Genomic DNA, 24,014 nt, shown 5'->3' with positions numbered 1-24,014 from the left:
AGTCTGTCTTTGTTGGGGTGGGGAGCGCGGGGGGCGGGGGGGGGCGGGGGGGGGCGCGGCGGCCCCGCGCGCCCCCCCCCCCCCCCCCCCCCCCCCCCCCCCCCCCCCCCCGGCTCAGTCGCCGGAGGGGGCCTCGGCCCGGCCGAGGACGCGGTCGTACAGCAGCGCGGCGAGCACCCCGCCGACGAGCGGGCCGACCAGGTAGACCCAGAAGGAGTCCCAGGTGCCCGAGACCAGCGCCGGCCCGAAGGCGCGGGCCGGGTTGACGGCGCCGCCGGTCAGGGGCGCGGCCACGGCCACGCACACGGCCAGGGTGGCGCCGACCGCCAGCGGGGCGGCGGCGGCCGGGGCGCGCTCGTCGGTGGCCACGGAGATCACCACGAGCACGAGCACGAAGGTGATGACGGCCTCGACGAGCAGGGCGCGCGCGTCGCCGACGCCGGGGGCGGGGACGGTGGCGGCCAGCCCGAACGCCTCGCGGGCGCGCTCGCCGTAGAAGGCCCACACCGCCAGCGAGGCCATCACCGCGCCGGCGAGCTGGCAGGCGACGTAGACGGGCACGGCGCGCCACGGGAAGCGGCGGGTGACGGCCAGGCCGAGGGTGACGGCGGGGTTGAGGTGGCAGCCGGAGACGTGCCCGAGCGCGGCGGCCAGCGCGGCCAGCGCCAGGCCGAAGGCGAGCACGACGGCCAGCAGGTCGTACGGGACGGGCTGGGCGACGACGCCGGCGGCGGCCGTGGCGGTGCCGGCCAGGACGAGCACGAAGGTGCCCACGGCCTCGGCGGTGCCGGAGAGCAGGGTGTTGGCCCCCGCGTCGCTGCCGTACAGGCCGCGGTTGCCGCCGCGCGAGGGTGCGCGCTCGACGCGCACCGCCCCCTCGGTGCCCGCGCTCACCGGCCGAGCCCGGCGCGGTCGACGCGGCGGTGGAAGCGCATGCCCGCCAGCCCGCCGAGGACCGCGCCCACGAGCGCGACGACGACGGCGCCGATGAGGGCCAGCACCCCGGCGGCGGTCAGCGAGGAGAGGTCCGAGGGCAGGCGCGGGAAGCTGTTGAGCTGCCCGAGCACGTCGTAGGAGCTGCCCGCCAGGGCGGCGAGGCCGGCCACGACCAGGGCCACGACGATCGCCCACGCCCACACCGCCACGCCCTGCTGGGCGCCGTTGAAGCGGGCCATGCGCCCGGCGACGTAGCCGCCGCAGAAGTAGGCGACGAAGAGGACCACGAGCAGGGCCACGGCCCCCGCGGCGCCGAGGGCGCCGGCGGAGCCCTGCGCCTGCTGGGCCAGCGACCCCACGGCCTGCGCGGGGGTGCCCTCGGTGCTCGCCAGGCCCACGGCGGTGCCGGTGGCGGCCAGGAGGGCGGTCAGCAGCACGGCGGTGCCGGTGGCGGTGAGCCAGCCGAAGAACGCCGAGCCGACCTTGATCCCGCCGAAGGCGTCCTTCTCGCGCTGCAGGACGGACTTGCGGCTCATGGAGCGCGAGGCGCTGTCGTGACCGGGGCCGTGACCGGGGCCGTGCTCGACGCTGAGGCGGTCCGGGTGGGCGGTGGCCTGCTGGGCGGGGCGGCCCGAGGGGCGCGGCCCGGCGGCGGCGCCGTCGCCGGGCGAGCCCGCTGCGTGGGCTCCGTCGGAGGGGGTGCTCACGGGTACCTCCAGGGTGGTCGTGCACCGGGCGGGCCCCGGGCGGTCGTGCCCCGGGTCTTGAGGCGGTGCGCGGGCCGGTCCCCGGTGGTGCCGGGTGGTGCCGGGTGTTCCGGCCCGTCGAGTGTGGTCCGCCCCCGGCGCGCCCGCGACTCGAGCGCGTCGGGAGGCACCGGCACCCGGGCGGCTCAGGGCGCCGGGCGCACCACCCCGGCCGCGCCGCCGCCGCGGCGGGCGGGCTCGGCCACGGCCAGTGCGCTCCCGTCGGGCAGCACCTCCAGCGCGACGGCCGCACCGATCTCGGGCACGGGGGTGAACACGTGCCCGAGCGCGGCCAGCGCCCGCCCGCGCGGGGAGTCCACGTAGGCCGGCTCGGCGGCGGCCCCGCCGGCCGCGGCGGAGCGGTTCTGCTCCGAGACCCGCGGGGCGGCGACGGCCCGGGCCAGCGGCACGCCGCGGTCGAGGCGGTCGGCGAGGATCCCCAGGGTGGTGCCGATGATCGTCGCCCCGCCCGGGGAGCCGACGGCCAGCAGCGGGCGCCCGTCGCGCAGCACGATCGTCGGCGACATCGACGAGCGCGGCCGCTTGCCCGGGGCGGGCAGGTTCGGGTCGGGCACGGCCGGGTCGGCGGGGCCGGTGGTGAAGTCGGTCAGCTCGTTGTTGAGCAGGAACCCGCGCCCGGGCACGACGATGCCGCTGCCGCCGGTCTGCTCGATGGTCAGCGTGTAGGAGACGACGTTCCCCGCGGCGTCGGCGGTGACCAGGTGGGTGGTGGAGGTGCCCTCGTCGCCGGCCGCGGCGGCGGTGCCCGCCGCGCACGGCACCGGGGCCGCGGGGTCGCCGGGGGCCACGGGCCGGGGCAGGACGGCGTCGTCGCGCACCGCGCAGGCGCGCGAGTCCGCGAAGGCCTGCGACAGCAGCGCCGCCGTGGGCACGTCCTGCGCGTCCGGGTCGCCGACGTACCGGTTGCGGTCGGCGAAGGCCAGGGCCGCCGCCTCCAGCTTGCGGTGCTCGGAGACGACCGGGTCGTCGCTGCGGCCGAGGGCGTCGAGCACCTGCAGCGCCTCGCCCACGGTGGTGCCGCCGCTGCTGGGCGGGGCCATGCCGTGCACCTGCACGGGCCCGTCGGCGGCCTCGTGCTCGACCACCGTGGAGGGGCGCTCGACGGTCCGGTAGGCGCTGAGGTCGGCCAGGGTCATGCCGCCGCGCAGCACCTCGCGGGTCACGCCCGGCGCCACCGGCGGCGCGGCGACGGTGTCGACGACGGCGCGGCCGAGCTCGCCGCCGTTCAGGGCGGCGGCGCCCTGCTCGCCCAGCAGGGCGTAGGTGGCGGCCAGGTCCGGGTTGCGGAAGAGGGAGCCGACCGCGGGCGCGTCCCCGCCGGGCAGGAACAGCTGCGCCGTGGAGGTGAAGTCGCGGAAGCGCGCGGCGTTGTCCAGCGTCTGCTGCCGGAACGTCTCGTCGACGACGAAGCCGCGCTCGGCCAGGCGGCGCGCGCCGGCCAGCGCCTCGCCCATGGTCCAGGTGCCGTGCTCGCGCAGCGCCCGCTCCCAGGTGGCGGGGGTGCCGGGCACGCCCACGGACAGCGTGGAGGAGACCAGCTCGGGGAAGGGGCGCGCCCGCCCGGCCGGGTCGAGGAAGGAGGTGGGTCCCAGCGAGGCGGGGGCGGTCTCGCGGCCGTCGATCGTGGTGACCTCCCCGGTGGCCGCGTCGTAGGCGACGAGGAAGCCGCCGCCGCCCACGCCGGCGGAGTACGGCTCGGTCACGCCCAGGGCGGCGGCGGTGGCCACGGCGGCGTCGACGGCGTTGCCGCCGCGGCTGAGCACCTCCAGGCCGACGGCGGTGGCGTCGGGGTCGACGCTGGCGACGGCACCGCCGCGGCCGGTGGCCACCGGGCGCTTCAGCGGCGGGTGCGCGGCCACGGCGCGGGTGCCGCGCTCGACGAGCGGCACCGCCGCCGGGGTGCCCGGGGCCGCGGTGGGGGCCGCGGTGGGGGTGGGGGTCGTGGTGGCGCCGGCGGGCGCGGCCGCGAGGGCGGGCGCGGCCAGCCCCAGGCACAGCAGCACCGCCGCGAGGGGGCGGGACGGGCGCGCGCGCCGGCCCGCGGGACGGGCGGGGTGCGCGGGCGGGCTGGCGGGAGCGCTGGTGGGCGGCACGGCGACACCTTCCGGTCGCGCGGACGGCGGGCCGCCGTCGGCTCGGGTCTCCGAGCGTGGCAGGGCGCGCGCGGCCGCGCCACGGGGCCGCGGCGCGTCGCCGCCCGCGCCCCGGGCGGGGCGTCCTCAGGCGGCGCGCTCGAGGAGCGCGACGACCTCCACGTGCCCGGTCTGCGGGAACATGTCGAGCACGCGGGCGCGCACCGGGCGCAGCGAGGGCATCGCGGCGAGGTCCGCGGCCAGGGAGTCGGGGTTGCAGCTGGAGTAGACGACGTGGCGCACCCCGGAGCGCTCCAGCCACTCGCGCAGCGGCGCGCCGATCCCGCGCCGCGGCGGGTTGACGACGACGAGGTCCGGCGCCGCGGGCGCCTCCAGGGCGAAGCGGGTGGCGTCGGCGGCGAGGAACTCTAGACCCTGCAGGCCCGCGGCGCGCGCGGAGGCGCGGGCGCTCTCGACGGCCTCGGCGCTGACCTCCACGCCGGTCACGCGCCGGCCGGGCGCCGCGCAGTGCAGCGCGAAGCCGCCGACGCCGCAGTACAGGTCCCACACCTGCGCGGGGGCGACCTCCTGCACCCACCCGGCGACCTGCGCGTACAGGGCCTCGGCCACCGGGGAGTTCGTCTGGAAGAAGCTCTGCGGGCGCAGGTGCAGGTCCACCGCGCCCAGCCGCATGCGCAGCGAGGTGCGCTCGGTGAGCACGACCTCCTCCTCGCCCTCGACGACCGCCTTGTGCTCGGGCAGCAGGTTGGCGGTGACGACGACGGCGTTCGGCAGCTCGCGCCGCAGGTGCGCCAGCTCGCGGCGCATCGCGGCCAGCGGTGCGCGCGAGCGCACCACGAAGCGCAGCATGAGCTCGCCGTCGGGCGACTCGGTGACCAGGACGTTCTTCAGCTCCCCGCGCCGGCGCGGCACGTCGTAGGGCTCCAGCCCGGCGCGGGTGATGAAGCGCGCCACCGCCGGCAGCGCGGCGCGCACGCCCGGGGAGCACACCGCGCAGCGGCGCAGGTCCACCCCGCGCCCGGCGGCGTCGAGGATGCCCAGGGTGGGCCGGCGGGCGGTGCCCCCGACGACCATCTTGGCCTTGTTGCGGTAGCCCGCCTCGGCGCTGCGCACGGTGGGCAGCCACCGCAGGCCCGGGTGCTCGCCCAGCGCCGCGCGGCAGCGCTCCTCCTTGCCGGCGAGCTGGCGCGGGTAGGGCAGCTCGATGAGGGTGCACGAGCGGCACGCGCCGGCGTCGGAGTAGGAGCACTGCACGGTGCTCCAGGGTAGGCGCCGGGCCGGACCCTCAGGCGCGCCCGCCGGTGCCGCGCTCGCGCTGGTACACGTCCGGGACGCCGTCGCCGTCGGCGTCGACGCCCTCCTCGAGCTCGATGCGCCGGTAGGTGCGGTTGCGGGCGCTGAGGACGAGCGCGGCCAGCAGCGCCGCGACGGTGGAGCCCACCAGCACGCCGAGGGTGACGTGCTGACCGGCCTCGCTGCCCTCGCCGAAGGCCAGGGAGCCGATGAGCAGCGAGACGGTGAAGCCCATCCCGGCCAGGACGCCGAGGCCGGCGACGTCCACCCAGGACAGGTGCTCGTCCAGCTCCGCGCTGGTCAGCTTCGCCAGCAGGAAGGTGGTCAGCACGATGCCGACGGGCTTGCCGACCACGAGGCCGAGCACCACGCCGAGGGCGACGGGGTCGCTGAGGGCGTCGGCGAAGCCGGAGGCGCCGCCGACGACCACCCCGGCGGAGAAGAGCGCGAAGACGGGCACGGCGAAGCCGGCGGACAGCGGCCGCCAGCGGTGCTCGAAGTGCTCGGCCAGCCCGGGGCCGGCCTGCGGGCCGCCGGCGGCGGCGCTGCGCACCACCGGCACCGACAGGCCCAGCAGCACCCCGGCGACGGTGGCGTGCACGCCCGAGGCGTGCACCAGGCCCCACGCCAGCAGCGCCAGCGGGATCAACAGCCACCAGGTGCGCACCCGCTTCTGCACCAGCACGGCGAACGCGGCCAGCGGCAGCAGCGCCAGCAGCAGGGGCCCCACGGCCAGGTCGGCGGTGTAGAAGACCGCGATGACGGTGATGGCCAGCAGGTCGTCGACGACGGCCAGGGTCAGCAGGAAGGTGCGCAGCGCGGAGGGCAGGTGGCTGCCGATGACGGCGAGCACGCCCAGGGCGAAGGCGATGTCGGTGGCGGTGGGGATCGCCCAGCCGGCGTGCGCCCCGGCGGGCGCGTCGGCCAGGGAGACCACGAGCACGTAGACGCCGGCGGGCACCGCCATGCCGCCGACGGCCGCGGCGATGGGCAGCGCCGCCGCGCGCGGGTCGCGCAGGTCACCGGCGACGAACTCGCGCTTGAGCTCCAGGCCCGCGATGAAGAAGAAGACCGCCAGCAGCCCGTCGGCGGCCCAGTGCTCGATCGAGAGGTCCAGGTCCAGCGCGGCGGGCCCGAGGTGGAACTGCCGCACCGCCTCGTAGGTGCCCCCGGGCAGGTTGGCCCACACCAGCGCCAGCGCGGTCGCCGCCAGCAGCAGGGCGCCGCCGACGGTCTCGTAGCGCAGCACGTCGGCGATGCGGCGCGCCTCGGGCCAGGAGCCCCGGGCGAACAGGGGCGGGCGGGCGGGGGTGCTCGGGGACACGGTGGCCTCCAGGGGTCGCGGACGGGACCGCCGACCAGACTTCCCGGCACACCTGCTCACGGACCCTACCGGCGCGGGGCGCGCGGCGCCGCCCCGGGCGGCCCGGGCGGCCCGGGTCGCGACCTCGGCTCAGAACACCGAGCCGGGCTCGCCCGCGGGTCCGGCGCCGGCGGCGTCGGCCTGCGCCTGCTCCACGGCCGCGCCCATCCACGACTCGCACGTCCAGCCCCGCTCCGGGTCGCCGCGCAGGTCCACCACCCCGGTGTTGAGCAGGCCCGTGTCGTGCACGAAGGCGCCGGAGAGGTTCCGCGCGCGCACCCCCGCCCAGGTGCGGATCGCCGCGCCGTGGCTGACCAGCGCGAGCGTGCCCGCCCCGGCGGCGCGGGCGCGCTCGACGGCCGCGGCCACGGCGGCGTCGTAGCGGGCGAAGAAGGCGTGCCCGTCCGGCGCCCCGGGCAGGGCGGCGTCGAGGTCCCCCCGCAGCCAGGCGCCGACGACGGCGAAGTACCGGGCCAGCGCCTCGTCGTCGCCGCGCATCTCCACCTCACCGGCCTCGATCTCGCGCAGCCCGGCGTCGACGGCCACGTGCAGGCCCAGGCGGGCGGCCAGCGGTGCCGCGGTCAGCTGCGCACGCACCTGCGAGGAGGCGGTCAGCGCGCCGATCCCCTCCTCGGCGAGGGTGTCGGCGAGGGCGTCGGCCTGCTCGCGGCCCAGGTCGGTCAGCCCGGGGCCGGGCACGCCGGTGTCGAGCAGGCGGGCGACGTTCGCGGGGGTCTGGCCGTGGCGGACGAGCAGCAGGCGCACCCGGCCACCCTGCCACCACCCCGGCGGCGCGGCAGCGCCGCGGGGTGCTCCGGCGCGGGCGCGGCCCGGCGCGGGCGGCTCAGAGCACGACGTCCAGGTGCCCGCCGCCGGCGCCCAGCAGGGCCATCAGCCGCACCTGCACGGCGACCGGCACGGGGCGCGGGCTGGTCAGCGTCAGGCGCCCGACGATGCGGCGCACGTCCTCGGCGGTCAGGTCGCGCCCGGCGCCGACGGTGCCGGAGCGGCGCTCGCGGGCGATCTCGGCGGCCAGGCGCGCCACGGGGGTGCCCTCGAGCTCGTCGAGGTCGAGCACCGGGCCGTACAGGTGGGCGATGAGGTCGCGGTCGGAGCGGGTCAGCTCGTCCAGCGGGTCCTCGTGGACGTGGTCGGGGCTGAGGGGCTGCACCGGGACGAGGTGGCGCAGGGCCTCGGGACGGACGGTGCTGCGCACCGGCGAGGGCGTGGTCACGGACCCGATCCGCACGGCGATCGCCTCCTGATCACTCATCGTGCTCGTACTGTCACGACGAGTGTGTCAGGTCGGGAGGGCGTCTTGAGGGTGCGTCACCCGGACGGAGCAGCGCCCGTCCGGGCGACGCGAGCGCGCGGGGGCGCTCAGCCGACGGGCTCGAGCACGAAGACGGGGATCTCCCGCTCCGTCTTCGCCTGGTAGTCGGCGTAGTCGGGGTAGGCGGCCACGGCGCGCTCGCACCAGGCGGCCTTCTCCTCGCCGGTGACCTCGCGGGCGCGGTAGTCCTTGCGCACCGGCCCGTCCTGCAGCTCGCACAGCGGCTCGGCCTTGAGGTTGTGGTACCAGACGGGGTGCTTGGGCGCCCCGCCCAGCGAGGCGACGGCCGCGTAGCTGCCCTCGTGCTCCACGCGCATGAGGGCCTGCTTGCGCAGCTTGCCCGACTTCGCGCCCTTCGTGGTCACGATGACCACCGGCATCCCGCGCAGGTCGCCGGCCTCGGCGCCCCCGGACGCCTCGTACTTCTCCACCTGCTCCCGGACCCAGGCCTCGGGGCTCGGCACGTACTCACCAGTCAGCGGCATGGCGCGACCGTAACCAGGCGGTGCGCCGCCGCCCCGCGCGGGGTCGCGCGGGACCGGCTCAGCCCAGCTCGGGGCGGCGCGCCGCGCCCACCTGGGTCAGGGCCTGCTCCAGCACGCCGGCCAGCTCCAGCGACCAGCTCAGCGGCACCAGCGGGCTCTCGGTGCGCCCGGCCGCCAGGCACTCGTGCACGTGCTCGAGCATGAACCGGTGCCCGTGCTCGACGCCGTTCTCGTGCACCTCGACCTCCTCCGAGCCGCGCCGGTGCACGCTGAAGCGCCGGCCGGAGTGCAGCGGCGCGTCCAGCTCGATCCAGCCGGCGTCGCCCTCGACCCAGGCGCGCGAGGACGCCTGCGCGGCGATCGTCGTCGACAGCGCGGCCACCGCACCGGACTCCCACGACAGCGCCAGGGCGACCTGGCGGTCCACGCCCGTGGGCGTCAGCGTCCCGGCGGCGCGCACGGTGTCCGGGGCGCCCAGCAGCGTCAGCGCCAGCCCGACCGGGTAGGGCCCCAGGTCCAGCAGCGAGCCGCCGCCGATCTCGGGGTCGTGGAAGCGCCGGGCCGACTCCGGCGCGGGGAAGCCGAGGTCGGCGTGCACGGAGAGCACCTGCCCGACCGCGCCGGAGGCCACCACGTCCAGCAGCTCGCGCGTCAGGGGCAGGAAGCGCGTCCAGTACGCCTCCATGAGGAAGACGCCGCGCTCGCGGGCGGTGGCGACCAGGTCGCCGGTGGCCGCGGCCGTGACGGTCATCGGCTTCTCCACCAGCACCGGGGTCCCGGCCAGCAGCGCCGCGCGCGCCGGGGCGTGGTGCTGCGGGTGGGTGGTGGCCACGTACACCGCGTCCACCGCCGGGTCGGCCAGCAGGTCCGCGACGTCGTCGTGCGCCCCGGCCGCGCCGTGCTCGTCGGCGAAGGCGCGCGCGCGGCCGGCGTCGCGCGAGCACACCGCCACCAGCTCCCCGCCGTCGGCCAGCTCCAGCGCCCGCACCACCGTCCGGGCGATGCCGCCCGTGCCCACGAAGCCCCACCCGACGCTCACCGCGCCACCTCCCGCTCGTCCGTCCCCGCGACGCCCCCGGCGCCCGGTGCGCCCGCTGCGCCCTCGACCTCCTCGCGGCGCGGCAGCGAGGCCGCCGCGCCGGGGCGGCCCACCACCACCGCCGCCGCCCGCGCCGCCCACCGGGCGGCGTCCACCAGCCCGGCCCCGCCGAGCAGGGCGTCCACCAGCGCCGCGACGAAGCCGTCGCCGGCCGCGGTGGCGTCGACGACCCCGCCGGCCCCGACGGGCGCGGCGGGCACCTCGGCCACCCCGGCGGGGGTGACCACCGCGCAGCCCAGCGCGCCGCGGGTGACCACGGTGGTGCCGTCGGGGCGCACCGCGCGCGCCCGGTGCACCAGCGCGTCGAGGTCGCCGGCGGCGCCGTCGGCGGGGTCCTCGCCGGCCAGCACGGCCAGCTCCCCGGCGTTGGGCACGAGCAGGTCGGTGCGCCGCAGCAGCTCCGCCGGCAGCGCCCGCGCCGGGGCGGGGTTGAGCACGAGCAGCCCGGTGCACAGCCGCGCCGCGGCCAGCAGCGCCGCGTCGGGCACCTCGCACTGCAGCAGCACGGCGCGCGCGCCGCTGACCACCGCCGCGGCCGCCCGCACGCGCCCGGCGTCGAGGTGGTCGTTGGCGCCGGGGCTGAGCACGATCGTGGACTCCCCGCCGTGCACGAGCACGACGGCGACGCCGGTGGGCGCGGGCACCTCGCCCACGTGGGCCACGTCGACGCCCTCGGCGGCCAGCGCCGCGCGCAGCGCGCGCCCGTCGGCGTCCGCGCCGACGGCGGCGACCATCGCGGTGCTCCGCCCCAGGCGCGCGGCGGCGACGGCCTGGTTGGCGCCCTTGCCGCCCGGGCCGCGCACGGCGTCGGCGCCGCGCACGGTCTGCCCGGCCGGCGGCAGCGCCGGCAGCGCGATCGCCAGGTCGGCGTTGACGCTGCCGACGACGGTCACGTCGTGGGTCTTCGCCGCGCGCAGGCGCCCGTGGGAGTCGCGCACGGCGCCCCCGGGGCCCGTCGCGCCCTCGATGCCCGTCGCGCCCCCGGCGCCCCCGTCGGTGGTGCTCACCGGGCGGGCAGGACCCAGACGGCGGCCACGGCGGGGTCGCCGAGGTCGACGTCGCGCGCGCCGGGGCCCTCGCCCAGCCGCACGACGGTGGTGCCGGCGAAGCCGCGGCGGGTGACCACCCGCACGCGCACGTCCAGCCCGATGCCCAGCTCGGCGAAGTAGCGCAGCACGTCGGGGTCGGCGTCGGAGATGCGCGCCACGGAGCCGGCCGCGCCCTCGGGCAGGTCGGCGAGGTTGTGCGCGCCCGGCCGCGGCACGGTGCCGTCCGGGCGCGGGATGGGGTCGCCGTGCGGGTCGCGCTCGGGGTGGCCCAGGCGCCGGTCGAGGCGGTCGAGCATGCGGTCGGAGACGGCGTGCTCGAGGACCTCGGCCTCCTCGTGCACCTCGTCCCAGGAGTAGCCGAGGTCGGCGACGAGGAAGGTCTCCACCAGGCGGTGCCGGCGCACCACCCCCAGCGCCTGCGCCAGCCCGGCCTCGGTCAGCTCCACGCCGCCGTAGCGCTCGTGGCGCAGCAGCCCGGCGTCGGTGAGCTTGCGCACGGCCTCCGAGGCCGTCGAGGGCGAGACGCCCAGCGCCTGCGCCAGCCGGGAGAGCGTGATCTTCTCGTCCGACCACTCCCCCGCGGCGTAGACGGCCTTGAGGCAGTCCTCGGCGGCCGGGGTGGCGGGTCGGGGCACGGGGCCAGCTTGCCACCCGTGCCGCCGCGGGGGTGGGGGTCCGTGCCGCCGCGTCGTTTTCGGTGCACCGAAGAGGTTTCTGCGGCGTACTGTGGGGGTAGTACCCGGGTGACCGTGCGACGGGACGAGGGAGGTCGTGGTGGACCGACGCTGGACGGGGATCGGCGACGCCGTCCTCGCCGTGGCCCTGCTGACCACCGCCGTCGTGCTGGCCGGCGCCGCGCGCTGGCCCGAGGCCGTGCTCGCGCTGCTGCTCGCGGTGGCCTGGGGCGCCGCCGCCGCGCGCCGCCTGGCCGGGCGCCGTGCCCCCGCGCTCACCACGGAGGCGGTCGCCGCCGCGGTCGGCGCGGCCGGGCCCGCCGAGGCCCGGGTCGACCCCCGCGCCGCCTGAGGCGGGCGCGGGGGCCCGGACCTGCGGGCTCAGCCGCCGGAGACCTCCGAGGACACCCCGGTGGGGCCCTCGTACTCGCGGTCGGCGATGCCCGCGAGCGCGTCCTTGACCTCCTTCGGCGCGCCGTTGTCGTCGGCGGCCTTGAGCAGGGCGTCCTTCGACGCCGGGTACTCCACGCCGTGCAGCGCCTTCTGGACGTCGATGGGGCTGACGTTGGCCACGGGTCCTCCTGGGTGCTCGTCCGGGTGGTCGCCCGGGGGGTGGTCGCTCGTGCACCGGCCGCCCTGCGCGGCCGTCGGGCACCATCCACCCGCAAACCGGGCGACCGCGCACGCCGGGACTGCCACGATCGCACCGTGCAGCGCACCGTCGACACCCCCGGCCCCGTCCACCCCGCGGACAGCTCCCCCGCGCCCGCCGGGGCGCTGGCCGACGCGTGGCGGCGCACCCGCCCGCCGCGCCGGCTGGTGCACCTGGACTCCGCCGCCGCCGGGCGCAGCGGCTGGGCGGCGCTCGACGCGGCCGCCGCGCACGCGCGCCGTGAGGCCGAGGAGGGCGGCTACGTCGCCGCCGCCGGCGCCGCGGCGGTGCTCGAGCGCGCCCGCGACGACGTGCGCGCGCTGCTGGGCTGGCCGGCCGGCGAGGGCGTGGTCGCCTTCGTGCACGGCGCGGGCGACGCGCTGCAGCAGCTGCTGCTGAGCTGGCCCGGCGGCCCGCCGGCCACCGCGGCGCACGCGCCCGGCGAGTACGGGCCCAACGTGGCGATACTGCGCCGCGCGGGCGTGCGCCCGCTCGTCGTGCCCGGCCCGCACCGCCTGGACCCGGAGGCGTTCGCCCGCGCCGCGGCCGGCGGCGAGCGCCCCGGCCTGGTGCACGTGACGTGGGTGGGCAGCCACGTGGGCACCGTGCAGCCGGCCGCGCAGGTCGCCGCGCAGGTCGCCGCCGCGGGCGTGCCCGTCGTCCTCGACGCCGCGCAGGCCCTGGGCCACGTGGACACCGACCTGTCGGCGCTGCCCGCGGAGGCGGACGTCGTCGTCTACGGCACCTCCCGCAAGTGGCTCGCCGGCCCGCGCGGGGTGGGCGTCGTCGCCGCCCGCGGGCCGCTGGCGCAGCGCCTGGGACCGCTGGAGCAGCACGAGGCCCACGTGGCCGGGCGCCTGGGCCTGGCCGCCGCGCTGGCCGAGCACCGCGACCTCGGCCCGGCCGCGGTGCGCGCGGGGCTGGCCGCCGTCGGCGCGGCGGTGCGCCGGCGCCTCGCCGAGGCGCTGGCCGGGTCCTGGGAGGTGGTCGAGGACCTCGACGAGCCCAGCGCCACCGTCACGCTGCGCCCGTCGGCCCCGGGGGCGGCCGCGGGGGTGGACCCGGCCGCGGTGCGCGCGCGGCTGCTCGAGGCCGACGGCGTGCTGACCACCGCGCTGGGCACCGAGCGCGCACCCGGGGAGATGCGCGTGCCGGCGCTGCGCGTCAGCGGGCACCTGGACACCTCCGCGCAGGACGTGGAGGTGCTGGTGCGGGCCCTGCGCCGGGCGCTCTGACGAGCGCGCGGCCCGCGGCGCTGGGAGAGTGGTCGGTGATCACCCGATCACCCCCCGAGACCCGGAGGTCCACGATGAAGGGCAAGGTCCTGTTCCTCGTGGCCGGCACCGCCGGCTACGTCCTCGGCGCCCGCGCCGGGCGGCAGCGGTACGAGCAGATCCGCTCGCTGGCCACGCGCGCCTGGGACAACCCGCAGGTGCAGAAGCGCGTCGTCGACCTGGAGGACAAGGCCACCGAGGTGGCCCGCCAGGCCGGCACCGCCGCGCAGGAGAAGGTCGGCGCCGCCGCCGGCAGCGTGCGCACGAAGGTGACCGGCGGCCAGAACACCTACGACCCGGCCAGCCCCAGCGGCGTCGGCAGCGCCGACGAGCCGGCGGGCGGGCAGGTGGCCGAGCCGCTGGGCGAGCAGCACCACACTCGGATGCCCACCGACTGACGGGCCACCGAGCCGGGTCCCTCCGGGAGCAGGCTCGGTGCCGGTAGCGACCGGTGGGGTCAGCACTCCCACCGACTGGACCGTGGAGTTCCGGTGCCAGAGCGTGCGCCCCACCGGTCGTGGGCAGGCGTGACCGCTGCCGGGGTGACGTGCCCCGCCGTGGCCGAGGGTGGCCGGTGGTGGTGAGCGCTCGAGCACTGGCCGCTGCTCCGCTCCGTCGCTGCCGTCGGGGCGGCCCGCCGGGGGTCGTCCTTCGTCGGTGACGACCGGGCCGGTGGTGACCACGATGTGGTGATCCACGACGGGCAGGGCCGGCGGCTGGTCGGCGGCTGGTCGAGGCCCGTCCGCCCGAGGGCGCGGCAGGGACGGCGCGGCTGCACGCGGTGATCTCCGAGCACCTGCACGCCGAGGACGACGTCGACCCGCTGAGCGGCTGCCTGCGCGCCGGTGCGGTGGTCGTGGGGATCGAGACCGACCGGGGCACGTGGGTGCAGGCCCTGCTGGCGGCCAGGTGCACCGTGCACGCGATCGACCCGGTCCAGGCCGCCCGGTACCGGCAGCGGCACACCAGCTCGGGCGCGGAGCCCGACGTCGGGGACGCCGGGGTGCTGGCTGGGATCGTGCGCCTGGACGCCGCTCACCACCGCCCGGTCACCGGGGACAGCCAGGACGTCGAGGGGCTGGAGCTCCTGGTCCGGGCGCACCAGAGCGCGATCCGGGACCGCACCAGGGAGCTCCAGCGGTTGACCGCGGCGCTGCCTGCACGGCTGCCTCACGACGCACACACCCTGCGACGAGCGCACCGCCTGGCCCCGGCCGCTCGCACCGGCCCGCACCCCGCCGCCGTCACGACGACCGGCCGACCAGCAGCAGCCTGAGCAGGCCCACGACCGGACGAGCTGTCACGTCCGGCCGTTCGACCGGTCGGCTACTGCGTCACGGGCGTGAAGGCGGCGGCCAGCACCTGCCACCCACCCGCGGTCCGCACCCACAGGCGCGTGTACCGCACGCGTGCGCTGACGGCCGCGCCTGCTTGGACGGCGTCGACGTCGAGGACCGTGCGCGTCACCCCGGTGGCGCCGTCGTCGTGGACCTCGACCGACTGCTCGACCATGGCCTCGATGCGCAGGTTGCCCGATCGGTAGCTGTCGAGGTCGTCCTGCTTGGTGAAGGTCGACCCGTCGGGGCCTCTGCCGACGACGTCCGGGTGCAGCAGCGCCTCGAGCGCGTCGACATCGGCGGCCAGCTGCGCGGCCTGCAGTCGACGTTCAGCGGTCAGGAGGTCGTCCACCCGGGCCAGCCTCGTCGTCCGGGCCGTGACCCGCAAGGCTCTCCCGCTCCACGCGCATCACCGGCCGCCGGCGTCCCCCACGGCACCACCCCGTGCGGCCCGAGGTCGACCTCCCGACCCCTGGGGTGTCCGACGTGCGCGGGCGCACCGGCTGGAGCCCACGGCCGGAGCGCCCCACCCCCGCTCCGGGTGCGCGGGCCCGGTGCGGCGCGGACCCTGGGACCATGGCCTCCCCCACCGTCGGTGACCACGTCGTCTCGCGCCTGGCCCGCTGGGGCGCGCGCCGGGTGTACGGCTACCCCGGCGACGGCATCGGCGGGGTGGTCTCCGCCCTCGGGCGCGCCCAGGCCGCCGGCGAGGCGGAGTTCGTGCAGGTGCGCCACGAGGAGACCGCCGGCTTCGCCGCCACGGCCGACGTGAAGTACGGCGGCAGCCCCATCGGGGTGTGCGCGGTGACCTCCGGCCCCGGCGCGGTGCACGCCCTCAACGGCCTGTACGACGCCAAGCTCGACCACGTGCCCGTGGTGGCGCTGCTCGGGCAGAGCGCCTCGAACTCCCTGGGCACCGGGTACTACCAGGAGCTGGACCTCGTGCGGCTGTACGCCGACGTCGCCGGCGAGTACCTGTTCCAGGTCAGCGACCCCAGCCAGGTGCAGCACGCGGTGGACCGCGCCGCGCGCACCGCGCTGGAGCGGCGCACGGTGACCGCGATCGTGCTGCCCAGCGACCTGCAGGACGCCGACGCCGTCCTCGAGGTGCCCGTCGGGCACGGCTACACCCACACCAGCGCCGTGCCGGGTTCCCTGCCGGGCACCCCGCGCCGCGAGGCGCTGGAGCAGGCCGCCGCGGTGCTGCGCTCGGGCGAGCGGGTGGCGGTCCTGGCCGGCGCGGGTGCGCTGGGCGCCACGCAGGAGCTGACCGCGGTGGCCGACCGCCTCGGCGCCGGGGTGGCGAAGGCGCTGCTGGGCAAGGCGGTCCTGGACGACCGCCTGGACTGGGTGACCGGCTCGATCGGCCTGCTCGGCACCCGCCCGAGCTGGAACCTGATGCAGGAGTGCGACGTCCTGCTGATGGTCGGCACGACCATGCCGTACAGCGAGTACTACCCGCCGCCCGGGCAGGCGCGCGCGGTGCAGATCGACGTGGACGGCGCGCGCTGCGGCCTGCGCTACCCCACCGAGGTCAACCTCGTCGGCGACGCGGGCCTGACGCTGGCGGCGCTGCTGCCGCTGCTGGAGGGCGCCGAGCCCGACCCGTCGTGGCGCGAGCGCATCGCTGGGTGGAACGCCACCTGGCGCGCCTGGGGCGAGGAGCGCGCCGCGGCCGCCGCGCACCCGCTGAACCCCGAACTGGTGGTGCGCGAGCTGTCCTCGCGGCTGACCGACGACGCGATGATCGCGGTGGACTGCGGCACCGCGACGAGCTGGTACGCCCGCGACCTCGACCTGCGCCCGGGCATGCTCGCCTCCCTGTCGGGCACGCTGCTGTCGATGGGCGGCGGGATGCCCTACGCGCTGGCCGCCAAGCAGGCCCACCCCGACCGGCCGGTGCTGGCGCTGATCGGCGACGGCGCCATGCAGATGAACGGCATCAACGAGCTCGTCACCGTCGCGCAGCGCTGGCGCACGTGGGCCGACCCGCGGTTCGTCGTCGTGGTGTTCAACAACCGGCAGCTCTCGTTCGTCGCGTGGGAGGCGCGCGCGGTGCAGGGCGAGGTGCCCTTCGGCGCCGCGATGGACGTGCCGGACCTGCCCTACGGGGAGTACGCGCGCCTGCTCGGCCTGGGCGGGGTGCGCACCGAGGGGCCCGAGGGCCTGGCCGCGCTGCTCGACGCGGCGCTGGCGGCCGACCGGCCCACCGTCGTCGACGCCGTCGTGGACCCGGACGTGCCGATGATCCCCCCGCACGTCACCCGTGAGCAGTTCCTCGCCACCGCGAAGGCCACCGCGAGGGCGGGCCTGCACGGCGACCCCTCGGCCGCCCGCATCGTCGTGGAGGGCGCCCGCGAGACCGTGGGCGCCGCCGCCCGCGCCCTCGGCCGCCGCCGCGGCGAGCACGGCTGACCCCGCCTCAGCGGCGCAGGACCCCGCGGGCGATCCGGTTGCCCAGCAGCTGCCCCAGCTGCACGATGACGATGATCGTGGCGACGCTGACGTAGATGACGCCGTAGTCGTAGCGCTGGGCGCCGTACTGGATGGCGTAGCTGCCCAGCCCGCCGCCGCCGACGAGACCGGCCTGGGCGGTCATGTCGACGATGCCCACGAAGATGAACGTGTACCCCAGCACCAGCGGGCCCAGGCCCTCGGGCACCACCACGCCGAAGAGGATGCCCAGCCGGGAGGCGCCGGCGGCGCGCGCGGCCTCCACGACGCCGGGGTCCACGCCCACCAGCGACTGCTCGACGATGCGCGAGACCGCGAACGCGGCGGCCAGCGCGATGGCGAACGTCACCGCGCCGGTGCCGATGTTCGTGCCGATCACCGCCACCTGCAGCGGGGTGACCGCGGCGAGGAAGATGACGAACGGGATGGGGCGCACCACGTTGACGACCAGGCCCAGGGCGCCGAACACCAGCCGGTTGCCCAGCAGGTTCCCCGGGCGGGTGGCGTACAGGGCGATGCCCAGGGCCAGGCCGAGCAGGCCGGAGGCGACCATGGAGACCACCGCCATGAACAGGGTCTGGCCGATGGCGTCGAGGTAGACGTCGGCCGTCCTGGTGAAACCCTCCACCTCAGACCTCCTCCTCGGCCACCACGCCCGCGCCGCGCAGCGCGGCCAGGGCCGCCTCGACCGCCGCGTCCGGGCCGGTGGCCTCGTACGTCAGGGAGCCGATGCGCCGCTCGCGCAACTCCCCCACGCCGCCGTGCACGAGCTCGGTGCGCACCCCCGCGGAGGCGAACGCGTCGTCCACGCGCTTCTGCAGCCCGGGCTCGTCGGTGATGCGCACGGTCACCAGGCGCCCGGGGTGGTGCGCGCGCAGGCGCGCCAGCTGCTCGGCCGAGGGCCGGTCGTGCAGGACGCTGCGCACGAACCGGCGCGCCGGCGCGGTGCGCGGGGCGGAGAACACGTCGTACACGTCGCCGACCTCCACGACGCGCCCGGCCTCCATGACGGCCACGCGGTCGGCGATCTGCCGCACCGCGTCCATCTCGTGCGTGATGACGACGATCGTCACGCCCAGCTCGCGGTTCACCCTGCGCAGCAGGGAGAGCACCTCGGTGGTGGTCTCCGGGTCGAGGGCGCTGGTGGCCTCGTCCGCCAGCAGCAGCGGGGGGTTCGTCGCCAGCGCGCGGGCGATGCCCACGCGCTGCTTCTGCCCGCCGGAGAGCTGCTCGGGGTGCGCGTGGGCGCGCTCGAGCAGGCCCACGAAGTCCAGCAGCTCCGCCACGCGCGCCTCGCGCTGCGCCTTCGGCACCCCGGCCACCTTCAGCGGGTAGCCGACGTTGCCGGCCACGGTGCGCGAGCGGAACAGGTTGAACTGCTGGAAGATCATGCCGATCTCCCGGCGCGCCGCCCGCAGCTCCTTCTCGGGCAGCCGCGTCAGCTCCCGCCCGGCCACCTCGACGCCGCCGGAGGTGGGCGCCTCCAGGGCGTTCACCAGGCGCACGAGCGTGGACTTGCCGGCCCCGGAGTACCCGATGACGGCGAGCACCTCGCCGGTGCCCACCTCCAGGCTGACGTCGTCCACGGCGGTGACGCTCCTGCCGCCGCGCTCGTAGCGCTTGGTGACGCCCCGCAGGCGCACGAGGGGTTCGGACATCTCAGCCCTGCGCCGCCCGCGCGTCCTCCTCCACGGTGGCCAGGTCCTCCTGCAGGACCGGGGCCTCCGTGTCGCGGACGACGGCCTGCGGGTAGCTCTCGACGAACTCCGCCTGCACGGCCGGGTCGTGGATGAGCTTCGCCAGGTCGAGGTAGGTCTGGTCGCCGGTGTCCTCGGCGCGCGAGACGAAGAGGTTCACGTACGGGGCCGCGGAGGGGCTGGCCGGGTCGTCCTGGAACACGATGTCGTCCGGGGACAGCCCGGCGCTGGTGGCGTAGTTGTTGTTCACCACAGCGCCGTCGGCGGACCCGCTCTGCAGGGCGCCGGCGGTCTGCGAGGCGTCCAGCGGGACGACCTCCACGCGCGCGGACTCCACGTCCTGCGTGGTGGAGAACGCGGTGCCGCCCCCGGCCAGGGTCACCAGGCCGGCGGCCTGCAGCACCAGCAGCGCGCGCGCCTCGTTGATGGCGTCGTTCGGGATGGCGATCGTGGCGCCCTCGGCGAACTGGCCGGGCTCCTCGACGGTGGTGGAGTACAGCGGCAGCGGGTACACGGCGGTGGCGCCGATGGGCTGCAGGTCGTCGCCGGCGGTCACGTTGTAGTTCGCCAGGTACTGCACGTGCTGGAACTGGTTGAGGTCCACCTCGCCCTGGCTCAGCGCCGGGTTCGGCAGGCTGTAGTCGGAGAAGTTCACCAGCTCCACCTCGACGCCGAGGCGCTCGCGCGCCAGGTCGACGTAGGTGTTCCAGTACGGCTCGGCCTGGTCGGTCACGCCGATGCGCACGGTGCGCACCTCGCCGCCGCCGGCGGCGGTCGTGGCGGTGTCGTCGCCGCCGCGCACGAGCAGGGCGACGACGACGGCGGCCACCACGGCGACGGCGAGGCCGACGATCAGCGGCAGCCGGCTGCGCCGGGGCTTCTCGGGCAGGGCGGGGGGCGTGGTGCTGGACAAGGCGGGCTCCTCGCGGGTGCGGGTTCGGGTGCGCGGCGGACCGGGGTCGGGCCGCGGGGCGGGACGGGTGGCGCCGCTCGGGCGCGCGGGGGGGGTCAGCCGCGGGTCGCGGGACCGCCCCGGGGGCACGAGGCCGCGGGGCGGGAGGTGGTGCACGGGATCACGACGAACAGCCTCCTGCCGGGGAGGGCGAGCGCGCGCTGCGCCGCTCGACCACACGCTTGCGGGACGCACCGTCCCGCCGGGCTTTCACCTGGAGCACCCCACCGCGGACGAGGGTTGCCGGTCAGCAAGCCAGGGCTTGTCGCTGACGCTCGATGCCTGGGCCGGACTCTAATCGGCGCCGGATCGGGCGTCAAAGACGGGTCGCGGCACCCCCGCCGGCGCCCGCCCCGGGCGCACCCGCCCCCGGCGCACCGGCCACGGCGCGCACGGCGCGCACCTCCCGCAGCGGGAGCAGCAGCCAGCTCACCAGCACCGCGACGGCCACGGCCCCGGCCGCCGCCACGGCGGGGGCGCGCCCGCTGACCACGTCCACCACGAGCAGCACGGCGCCGGTGACGACCAGCCCGACGACGCCGAGGCCGGCGGTGGTGAAGCGCGTGCCCGCGCGCACCAGGCGGCCCTTGGAGCGGCGCCGGAAGAGGGCGCGGTGGTAGCCGACGGGCGCGATGAACAGCACGATCGCCAGGACCGCGAGCAGGAGCACCACCACGTAGACCCCGCGCTGGAACGCGTCGAGGTCCTCGAAGCGCGCCTGGAACGGCAGGGTCAGCAGGAAGCCCGCCAGCAGCTGCACACCGGTCTGCACCACCCGCATCTCCTGCAGCAGCTCGACCCAGTTGCGGTCCAGCCGCTCGGTCGGCGTCTCGCGCCGCAGCTCGGCGAAGGCGTCGTCGGCGTCGGCGGCGGTGCTCACCCGACCACCGTAGGCTGCGGGCGCCGCGCGGGCGCGGCAGCCGACCGGGCCGCCCCGGCCCGCCCGGGGCGGCTCAGCCCGGCGCGTCCACGTCGGGGTCCGCCGACGGGACGGGCTCCTCGCGGTCGTCGGCGTCGGAGGGCTCGGGACGCTCGCCCTCGGCGCGCAGCCGCTCGCGCTCGGCCGCCTCCTGCACCGCCTCGACGTCCTCCGGCCCCGGGGCCGGCTCGGGCTGGAAGTCCTCGGCGCTCGTCCCGCTCACGGCACCAGCCTGCCGCGCGCGCCCGCCCGCGTCGAGGCGCGCGGTGCCGGGCGCGGTGCCCACCTCCAGCGCCAGCAGCAGCCGCTTGGCCGCCGGGCCGCCGAGGTACCCCCCGGCCGCGCCGTCGGTGCGCACCACCCGGTGGCACGGCACCAGCAGCGGCAGCGGGTTGCGCGCGCACGCGGTGCCCACCGCCCGCACCGCGCGCGGGCTGCCCGCCAGGGCGGCCACGCGCGCGTAGGAGGCCGTCTCGCCGTAGCCCAGGCCGCGCAGCACGCCGAGCACCTCGCGGCGGAAGCCGCGCACCAGCGACAGGTCCAGCGGCACGCCGAAGCGGCGCCGGCGCCCCTCGAAGTACTCCCCCAGCTCGCGCGCGGCACCCTCCAGCCGCGCGGGGGCGTGCAGCACCCGCGGGCTCAGGCCCGCGGCCAGCGCGCTCAGCACCGCGTCGTGGTCCTCGCGGGCGAAGGCGACCCGCACCACCCCGCGCGCGGTGGCCGCCAGCAGCAGCGGTCCCACCGGGGAGTCCACCGTCCGGTACGCCACGTCCAGCAGCCCGGCGTCCTCGGCGCGCCGCGCCAGCCGCGCGCGCAGCGCACCCAGCCCCTCGTCCAGCCCTTCGTCCAGCCCGTCCACGAGAACCCCTCCGTCCGCCGCCGCGCGCACCGCGCCGCGCGCCCTCACCGCTGCCCGTCCCAGGTCCGGCGCAGCGCCGCCACCCCGTCGGCCGCCGCGCGCCGCGCCGCCTCCGGCGTGCCGCCCACCAGCTCGGCGACCTGCGCGTGCGGCAGGCCGGCGAGGTGGTGGTAGGCCACGCACCGGCGCTGCTTGGGCGGCAGGGCCGCCACCGCCGCCCACAGCCGCGCGTCGCGCACCGGGTCCGGCTCGGGCCCGGCGGGCGCGGCGACCTCGGGCAGCTGCGCGCTCGGCACGGGCCGGCGCCGGGCGGCGCGGTGCGCGTCGAGCGCCTTGCGGTGCGCGATGGTCACCAGCCAGGCGCGCACGTCGCTGCCCGGCGGCAGGGAGGGGTAGGCGCGCAGCGCCGACAGGAACGTCTCCGACCAGGCGTCGTCGGCCGCGTCGGGCCCCACCACCGCCCGGCACACCCGCAGCACCACGGCGCCGTGGCGCTGCACGACGGCCTCGAACGGCTCCAGCGGCTGCTCCGCGCGTCCTCCCACACCCCGTGGACGCGCGGGCGCCCCGCCGCGTGAGGTCGGTGGGCCCGGCCCCGCGGCGGGGCGCGGCGGGGAGGCGCTCACCGCCGGGCGCGGGAGGGGCCCCGGACGCGACGAGGACCCGCCCCTCCCGCGCACCGCCCGCTCACGCGGGCAGTGTGCAGGACGGACGGGTCCTCGGTGCAGGACGGACGGGTCCTCGGGGACCGCTCGTCAGGCGGTCAGCTCGACCGGGGTGGCGACCGGCTCGGGGCGCCGGCAGGTGGTGCTCAGCTCCACGGAGGTGCGGGTGTCCGCGGCGCGCTGCACGGACTCCATGACGTCGAGCACGTGCAGGGCCACCTCGTCGTTGGCGCGGTGGGGGCGGCCCTCGCGCGCGGCCAGGGCCAGGTCGGCCAGGCCGTAGCCGCGCCCGGCGCCGGTGTAGCCGGCGAGCACGCCCGCGTCGCGCCAGTTGGCCTCGTGGTCGGCGTCCGGGGACGGCGCCGGGGCGCTGGCCGCGGAGTACAGCGAGACCGTGCCGTCGAAGTGGTTCGGGTCGGGCACGGACAGCGAGCCGCCGGTGCCGTGCACCTCGATGCGCGGCAGGCGCGCCGCCCAGGTGTCGAAGCTCATCACCAGGGTGGAGACGGCGCCGGAGGCGTGCACGAGGACGCCCGCCACCGAGCTGTCGATCGTGACGGGGAAGGACTCCCCGGCGCGCGGGCCCTGCCCGATGGTGCGGGTGCCCGCCGGGCGCCAGGAGACGCCCACGACCCGCTCGACGGGGCCGAGCAGCTGCACCAGCGAGGTGATGTAGTACGGGCCCATGTCCAGCAGCGGGCCGCCGCCGGGCTGGTAGTAGAAGTCCGGCTGCGGGTGCCAGCGCTCGTGGCCGGGGGTGGTCATGAACGCCGTGGCCGAGTGCGGCACGCCGATCTCGCCGGCGTCGACGAGCGCCCGGGCCGTCTGCACGCCGGTGCCCAGCACGGTGTCGGGCGCGCAGCCCACCCGCAGGCCCGCGGCGGCGGCGGCCTCGACGACCCCGCGGCCCTCGGCCACGGACGTCGCCAGCGGCTTCTCGCCGTAGACGTGCTTGCCCGCGGCGATCGCCTGCAGGGCGATGTCGGCGTGCGCGGACGGCAGCGTCAGGTTCAGCACCACGTCCACGTCGTCGGAGGCGAGCAGCTCCGGCAGCGGCAGGACGCGCGCGCCCTCGTGCTCGCCGGCCAGCGCCCCGGCGCGCTCGGCGTTCAGGTCCGACACGGCCGTCACGCGCAGCTGCGGCAGGCGCTGCAGGCACGCGGAGTACTGGGCGCTGATGACGCCCGCGCCGACGACGCCGACGCGCAGCGCGTCCGGGCTCACCTGGCCGCCCACAGCAGGCCCCTCTCGATGACGGTCTTGACGTTGGGGTCGCGCACGACGGTCAGGTCGTGGCCGGGGGTGGCCACGAACACGCGGCCCTCCCCCCACTGGCGGGTCCAGATCGCCGGGGAGGTCACCGGGCGGTTCCACGGGTCCCACTCGCGCACGGCCTGCGTCGTCGTGGCCAGGACGTCGACGTAGTCGTCGGTGAGGACCCAGTACTGCTCGGTGACCAGGTCGAAGTCGCCGATGCCGGCGGTGATCGGGTGCTCGGCGCCCGCGGCGGTCACCTCGACGCGGTAGGGGACGAAGTTGTCCGTCTCGTCGCCCTTGCGCTCGTCGGGGTGCTTGCCCGGGTGGCAGGCGAACTGCCCGCCCACCAGGTGCAGGTAGTCGGAGGAGTTGCGGTAGGAGTCGGCGATGCCGCCGTGCCAGCCGGCGAAGCCGGTGCCGGCCTGCACGGCCGACATCAGCCCCGCGAGCTCGTCCTTCTCGATGGTCGTCATGGTCATGCACTGCACGACCAGGTCGACGCCGGCCATGTAGGACGCGTCGGCGTACACCGCCGGCGAGTCCTCCTCGACGCGCACGGAGAAGCCGTTCGCCTCCAGGTGCGGGATGAACTCGTCGGTCGCCGCGACGGGGTGGTGCCCGTCCCAGCCGCCGCGCACGACGAGGGCTTGCCGCTGTGTCACGGGGGAACGTCCTTCCGGTGGTGCTCGGGGGGTGCTCAGGGGGTGTTCTGGGGGTCCGGGTGGTTCCCGGGGCGTTCGCGGCAGGGCCGGACGCACGTCGGGGGGGGGGGGGGGGGGGGGGGGGGGGGGGGGGGGGGGGGGGGGGGGGGGGGGGGGGGGGGGGGGGGGGGGGGGGGGGGGGGGGGGGGGGGGGG

Annotated in this window: 25 protein-coding genes, 1 pseudogene and 1 riboswitch; of the genes and pseudogenes, 5 read left to right on the top strand and 21 right to left on the bottom strand. The window is 77.8% G+C overall.

Annotation, left to right across the window (positions count from 1 at the left end; all coding sequences use genetic code 11):
- Positions 1 to 114: 114 nt before the first annotated feature.
- From ACRYMN_RS18325 to ACRYMN_RS18275, 11 genes are all read right to left on the bottom strand, one after another.
- Positions 115 to 894, bottom strand: coding sequence for an MIP/aquaporin family protein (locus tag ACRYMN_RS18325; RefSeq protein ID WP_432498207.1), 780 nt, complete (start codon positions 892 to 894; stop codon positions 115 to 117).
- Positions 891 to 1,643: a hypothetical protein gene (locus ACRYMN_RS18320; protein ID WP_432498205.1), complete on the bottom strand. Its 753-nt coding sequence runs from the start codon at positions 1,641 to 1,643 to the stop codon at positions 891 to 893. Before ACRYMN_RS18320 ends, ACRYMN_RS18325 begins: the two co-directional genes overlap by 4 nt.
- Positions 1,644 to 1,828: 185 nt before the next feature.
- Complete coding sequence (locus ACRYMN_RS18315) at positions 1,829 to 3,688, bottom strand: gamma-glutamyltransferase family protein (protein ID WP_432498212.1); 1,860 nt, start codon at positions 3,686 to 3,688, stop codon at positions 1,829 to 1,831.
- A gap of 234 nt (positions 3,689 to 3,922) precedes the next feature.
- On the bottom strand, positions 3,923 to 5,050 hold the full coding sequence (rlmC, locus tag ACRYMN_RS18310) for a 23S rRNA (uracil(747)-C(5))-methyltransferase RlmC (RefSeq protein WP_432498202.1): 1,128 nt from the start codon (positions 5,048 to 5,050) through the stop codon (positions 3,923 to 3,925).
- A gap of 31 nt (positions 5,051 to 5,081) precedes the next feature.
- On the bottom strand, positions 5,082 to 6,413 hold the full coding sequence (nhaA, locus tag ACRYMN_RS18305; protein ID WP_432498199.1) for a Na+/H+ antiporter NhaA: 1,332 nt from the start codon (positions 6,411 to 6,413) through the stop codon (positions 5,082 to 5,084).
- 129 nt (positions 6,414 to 6,542) lie between these two features.
- Complete coding sequence (locus tag ACRYMN_RS18300; RefSeq protein ID WP_432498197.1) at positions 6,543 to 7,217, bottom strand: histidine phosphatase family protein; 675 nt, start codon at positions 7,215 to 7,217, stop codon at positions 6,543 to 6,545.
- 79 nt (positions 7,218 to 7,296) lie between these two features.
- Positions 7,297 to 7,725, bottom strand: a complete 429-nt coding sequence (locus ACRYMN_RS18295) for a hypothetical protein (protein ID WP_432498195.1) — start codon at positions 7,723 to 7,725, stop codon at positions 7,297 to 7,299.
- Between the two features lie 107 nt (positions 7,726 to 7,832).
- Positions 7,833 to 8,270, bottom strand: a complete 438-nt coding sequence (locus ACRYMN_RS18290; protein ID WP_432498192.1) for a nitroreductase family deazaflavin-dependent oxidoreductase — start codon at positions 8,268 to 8,270, stop codon at positions 7,833 to 7,835.
- Positions 8,271 to 8,328: 58 nt separating this feature from the next.
- On the bottom strand, positions 8,329 to 9,309 hold the full coding sequence (locus tag ACRYMN_RS18285) for a Gfo/Idh/MocA family protein (protein WP_432498190.1): 981 nt from the start codon (positions 9,307 to 9,309) through the stop codon (positions 8,329 to 8,331).
- Positions 9,306 to 10,376 (bottom strand): PfkB family carbohydrate kinase, encoded by a 1,071-nt coding sequence (locus ACRYMN_RS18280; protein ID WP_432498187.1) that lies wholly within the window; start codon positions 10,374 to 10,376, stop codon positions 9,306 to 9,308. Before ACRYMN_RS18280 ends, ACRYMN_RS18285 begins: the two co-directional genes overlap by 4 nt.
- On the bottom strand, positions 10,373 to 11,053 hold the full coding sequence (locus ACRYMN_RS18275) for a metal-dependent transcriptional regulator (protein ID WP_432498184.1): 681 nt from the start codon (positions 11,051 to 11,053) through the stop codon (positions 10,373 to 10,375). The genes ACRYMN_RS18280 and ACRYMN_RS18275 overlap by 4 nt, the downstream gene beginning before the upstream one ends.
- A gap of 136 nt (positions 11,054 to 11,189) precedes the next feature.
- Here ACRYMN_RS18275 and ACRYMN_RS18270 point away from each other — a divergent pair, with 136 nt between their 5' ends.
- Positions 11,190 to 11,444 (top strand): hypothetical protein, encoded by a 255-nt coding sequence (locus ACRYMN_RS18270; protein WP_432498181.1) that lies wholly within the window; start codon positions 11,190 to 11,192, stop codon positions 11,442 to 11,444.
- 29 nt (positions 11,445 to 11,473) lie between these two features.
- On the opposite strand, the gene ACRYMN_RS18265 is transcribed toward ACRYMN_RS18270, so the two are convergent.
- Positions 11,474 to 11,665, bottom strand: coding sequence for a DUF2795 domain-containing protein (locus tag ACRYMN_RS18265; protein ID WP_432498179.1), 192 nt, complete (start codon positions 11,663 to 11,665; stop codon positions 11,474 to 11,476).
- Positions 11,666 to 11,800: 135 nt separating this feature from the next.
- Between ACRYMN_RS18265 and ACRYMN_RS18260 the strand changes: the two genes are divergently transcribed.
- From ACRYMN_RS18260 to ACRYMN_RS18250, 3 genes are all read left to right on the top strand, one after another.
- Positions 11,801 to 12,979 carry an aminotransferase class V-fold PLP-dependent enzyme gene (locus ACRYMN_RS18260; protein ID WP_432498176.1) on the top strand — a complete coding sequence of 393 codons (1,179 nt, stop codon included), beginning with the start codon at positions 11,801 to 11,803 and terminating at the stop codon, positions 12,977 to 12,979.
- Positions 12,980 to 13,053: 74 nt separating this feature from the next.
- Positions 13,054 to 13,416 (top strand): YtxH domain-containing protein, encoded by a 363-nt coding sequence (locus ACRYMN_RS18255; RefSeq protein ID WP_432498174.1) that lies wholly within the window; start codon positions 13,054 to 13,056, stop codon positions 13,414 to 13,416.
- Between the two features lie 383 nt (positions 13,417 to 13,799).
- Positions 13,800 to 14,294, top strand: coding sequence for an IS110 family transposase (locus ACRYMN_RS18250; RefSeq protein ID WP_432498171.1), 495 nt, complete (start codon positions 13,800 to 13,802; stop codon positions 14,292 to 14,294).
- Between the two features lie 50 nt (positions 14,295 to 14,344).
- Here the strand turns inward: ACRYMN_RS18250 and ACRYMN_RS18245 are convergent, their stop codons facing one another.
- Positions 14,345 to 14,707, bottom strand: coding sequence for a nuclear transport factor 2 family protein (locus tag ACRYMN_RS18245; protein ID WP_432498168.1), 363 nt, complete (start codon positions 14,705 to 14,707; stop codon positions 14,345 to 14,347).
- Positions 14,708 to 14,931: 224 nt separating this feature from the next.
- Between ACRYMN_RS18245 and ACRYMN_RS18240 the strand changes: the two genes are divergently transcribed.
- Positions 14,932 to 16,770: a thiamine pyrophosphate-requiring protein gene (locus tag ACRYMN_RS18240; RefSeq protein WP_432498165.1), complete on the top strand. Its 1,839-nt coding sequence runs from the start codon at positions 14,932 to 14,934 to the stop codon at positions 16,768 to 16,770.
- Between the two features lie 7 nt (positions 16,771 to 16,777).
- Here the strand turns inward: ACRYMN_RS18240 and ACRYMN_RS18235 are convergent, their stop codons facing one another.
- From ACRYMN_RS18235 to ACRYMN_RS18200, 8 genes and pseudogenes are all read right to left on the bottom strand, one after another.
- Complete coding sequence (locus tag ACRYMN_RS18235; RefSeq protein WP_432498210.1) at positions 16,778 to 17,377, bottom strand: methionine ABC transporter permease; 600 nt, start codon at positions 17,375 to 17,377, stop codon at positions 16,778 to 16,780.
- Between the two features lie 61 nt (positions 17,378 to 17,438).
- Positions 17,439 to 18,467, bottom strand: a complete 1,029-nt coding sequence (locus ACRYMN_RS18230) for a methionine ABC transporter ATP-binding protein (RefSeq protein WP_432498163.1) — start codon at positions 18,465 to 18,467, stop codon at positions 17,439 to 17,441.
- A 1-nt stretch (position 18,468) separates the two neighbouring features.
- A complete protein-coding gene (locus tag ACRYMN_RS18225) occupies positions 18,469 to 19,419 on the bottom strand; it encodes a MetQ/NlpA family ABC transporter substrate-binding protein (protein WP_432498160.1) in 951 nt (316 codons plus the stop codon).
- A gap of 212 nt (positions 19,420 to 19,631) precedes the next feature.
- Positions 19,632 to 19,741: riboswitch (SAM riboswitch) on the bottom strand.
- Between the two features lie 33 nt (positions 19,742 to 19,774).
- On the bottom strand, positions 19,775 to 20,338 hold the full coding sequence (locus tag ACRYMN_RS18220) for a DUF6328 family protein (RefSeq protein WP_432498157.1): 564 nt from the start codon (positions 20,336 to 20,338) through the stop codon (positions 19,775 to 19,777).
- A gap of 325 nt (positions 20,339 to 20,663) precedes the next feature.
- A pseudogene (locus ACRYMN_RS18215) lies at positions 20,664 to 21,236 on the bottom strand (methylated-DNA--[protein]-cysteine S-methyltransferase); the annotation flags it as partial.
- Between the two features lie 44 nt (positions 21,237 to 21,280).
- A complete protein-coding gene (locus tag ACRYMN_RS18210) occupies positions 21,281 to 21,781 on the bottom strand; it encodes an RNA polymerase sigma factor (RefSeq protein ID WP_432498155.1) in 501 nt (166 codons plus the stop codon).
- Positions 21,782 to 21,991: 210 nt separating this feature from the next.
- Positions 21,992 to 23,137: a Gfo/Idh/MocA family protein gene (locus ACRYMN_RS18205; RefSeq protein WP_432498152.1), complete on the bottom strand. Its 1,146-nt coding sequence runs from the start codon at positions 23,135 to 23,137 to the stop codon at positions 21,992 to 21,994.
- The gene (locus ACRYMN_RS18200) at positions 23,122 to 23,820 is read right to left on the bottom strand and encodes a ThuA domain-containing protein (RefSeq protein WP_432498149.1); all 699 of its coding nucleotides are present in this window, start codon (positions 23,818 to 23,820) and stop codon (positions 23,122 to 23,124) included. Before ACRYMN_RS18200 ends, ACRYMN_RS18205 begins: the two co-directional genes overlap by 16 nt.
- Positions 23,821 to 24,014 lie beyond the last annotated feature (194 nt).

The organism is Kineococcus gypseus (genome assembly GCF_050871305.1).
Taxonomy (GTDB): Bacteria; Actinomycetota; Actinomycetes; order Actinomycetales; family Kineococcaceae; genus Kineococcus; species Kineococcus gypseus.
The sequence above is the reverse complement of the archived record's forward strand: the minus strand, read 5'-3'. Positions and strand labels throughout refer to the sequence as shown.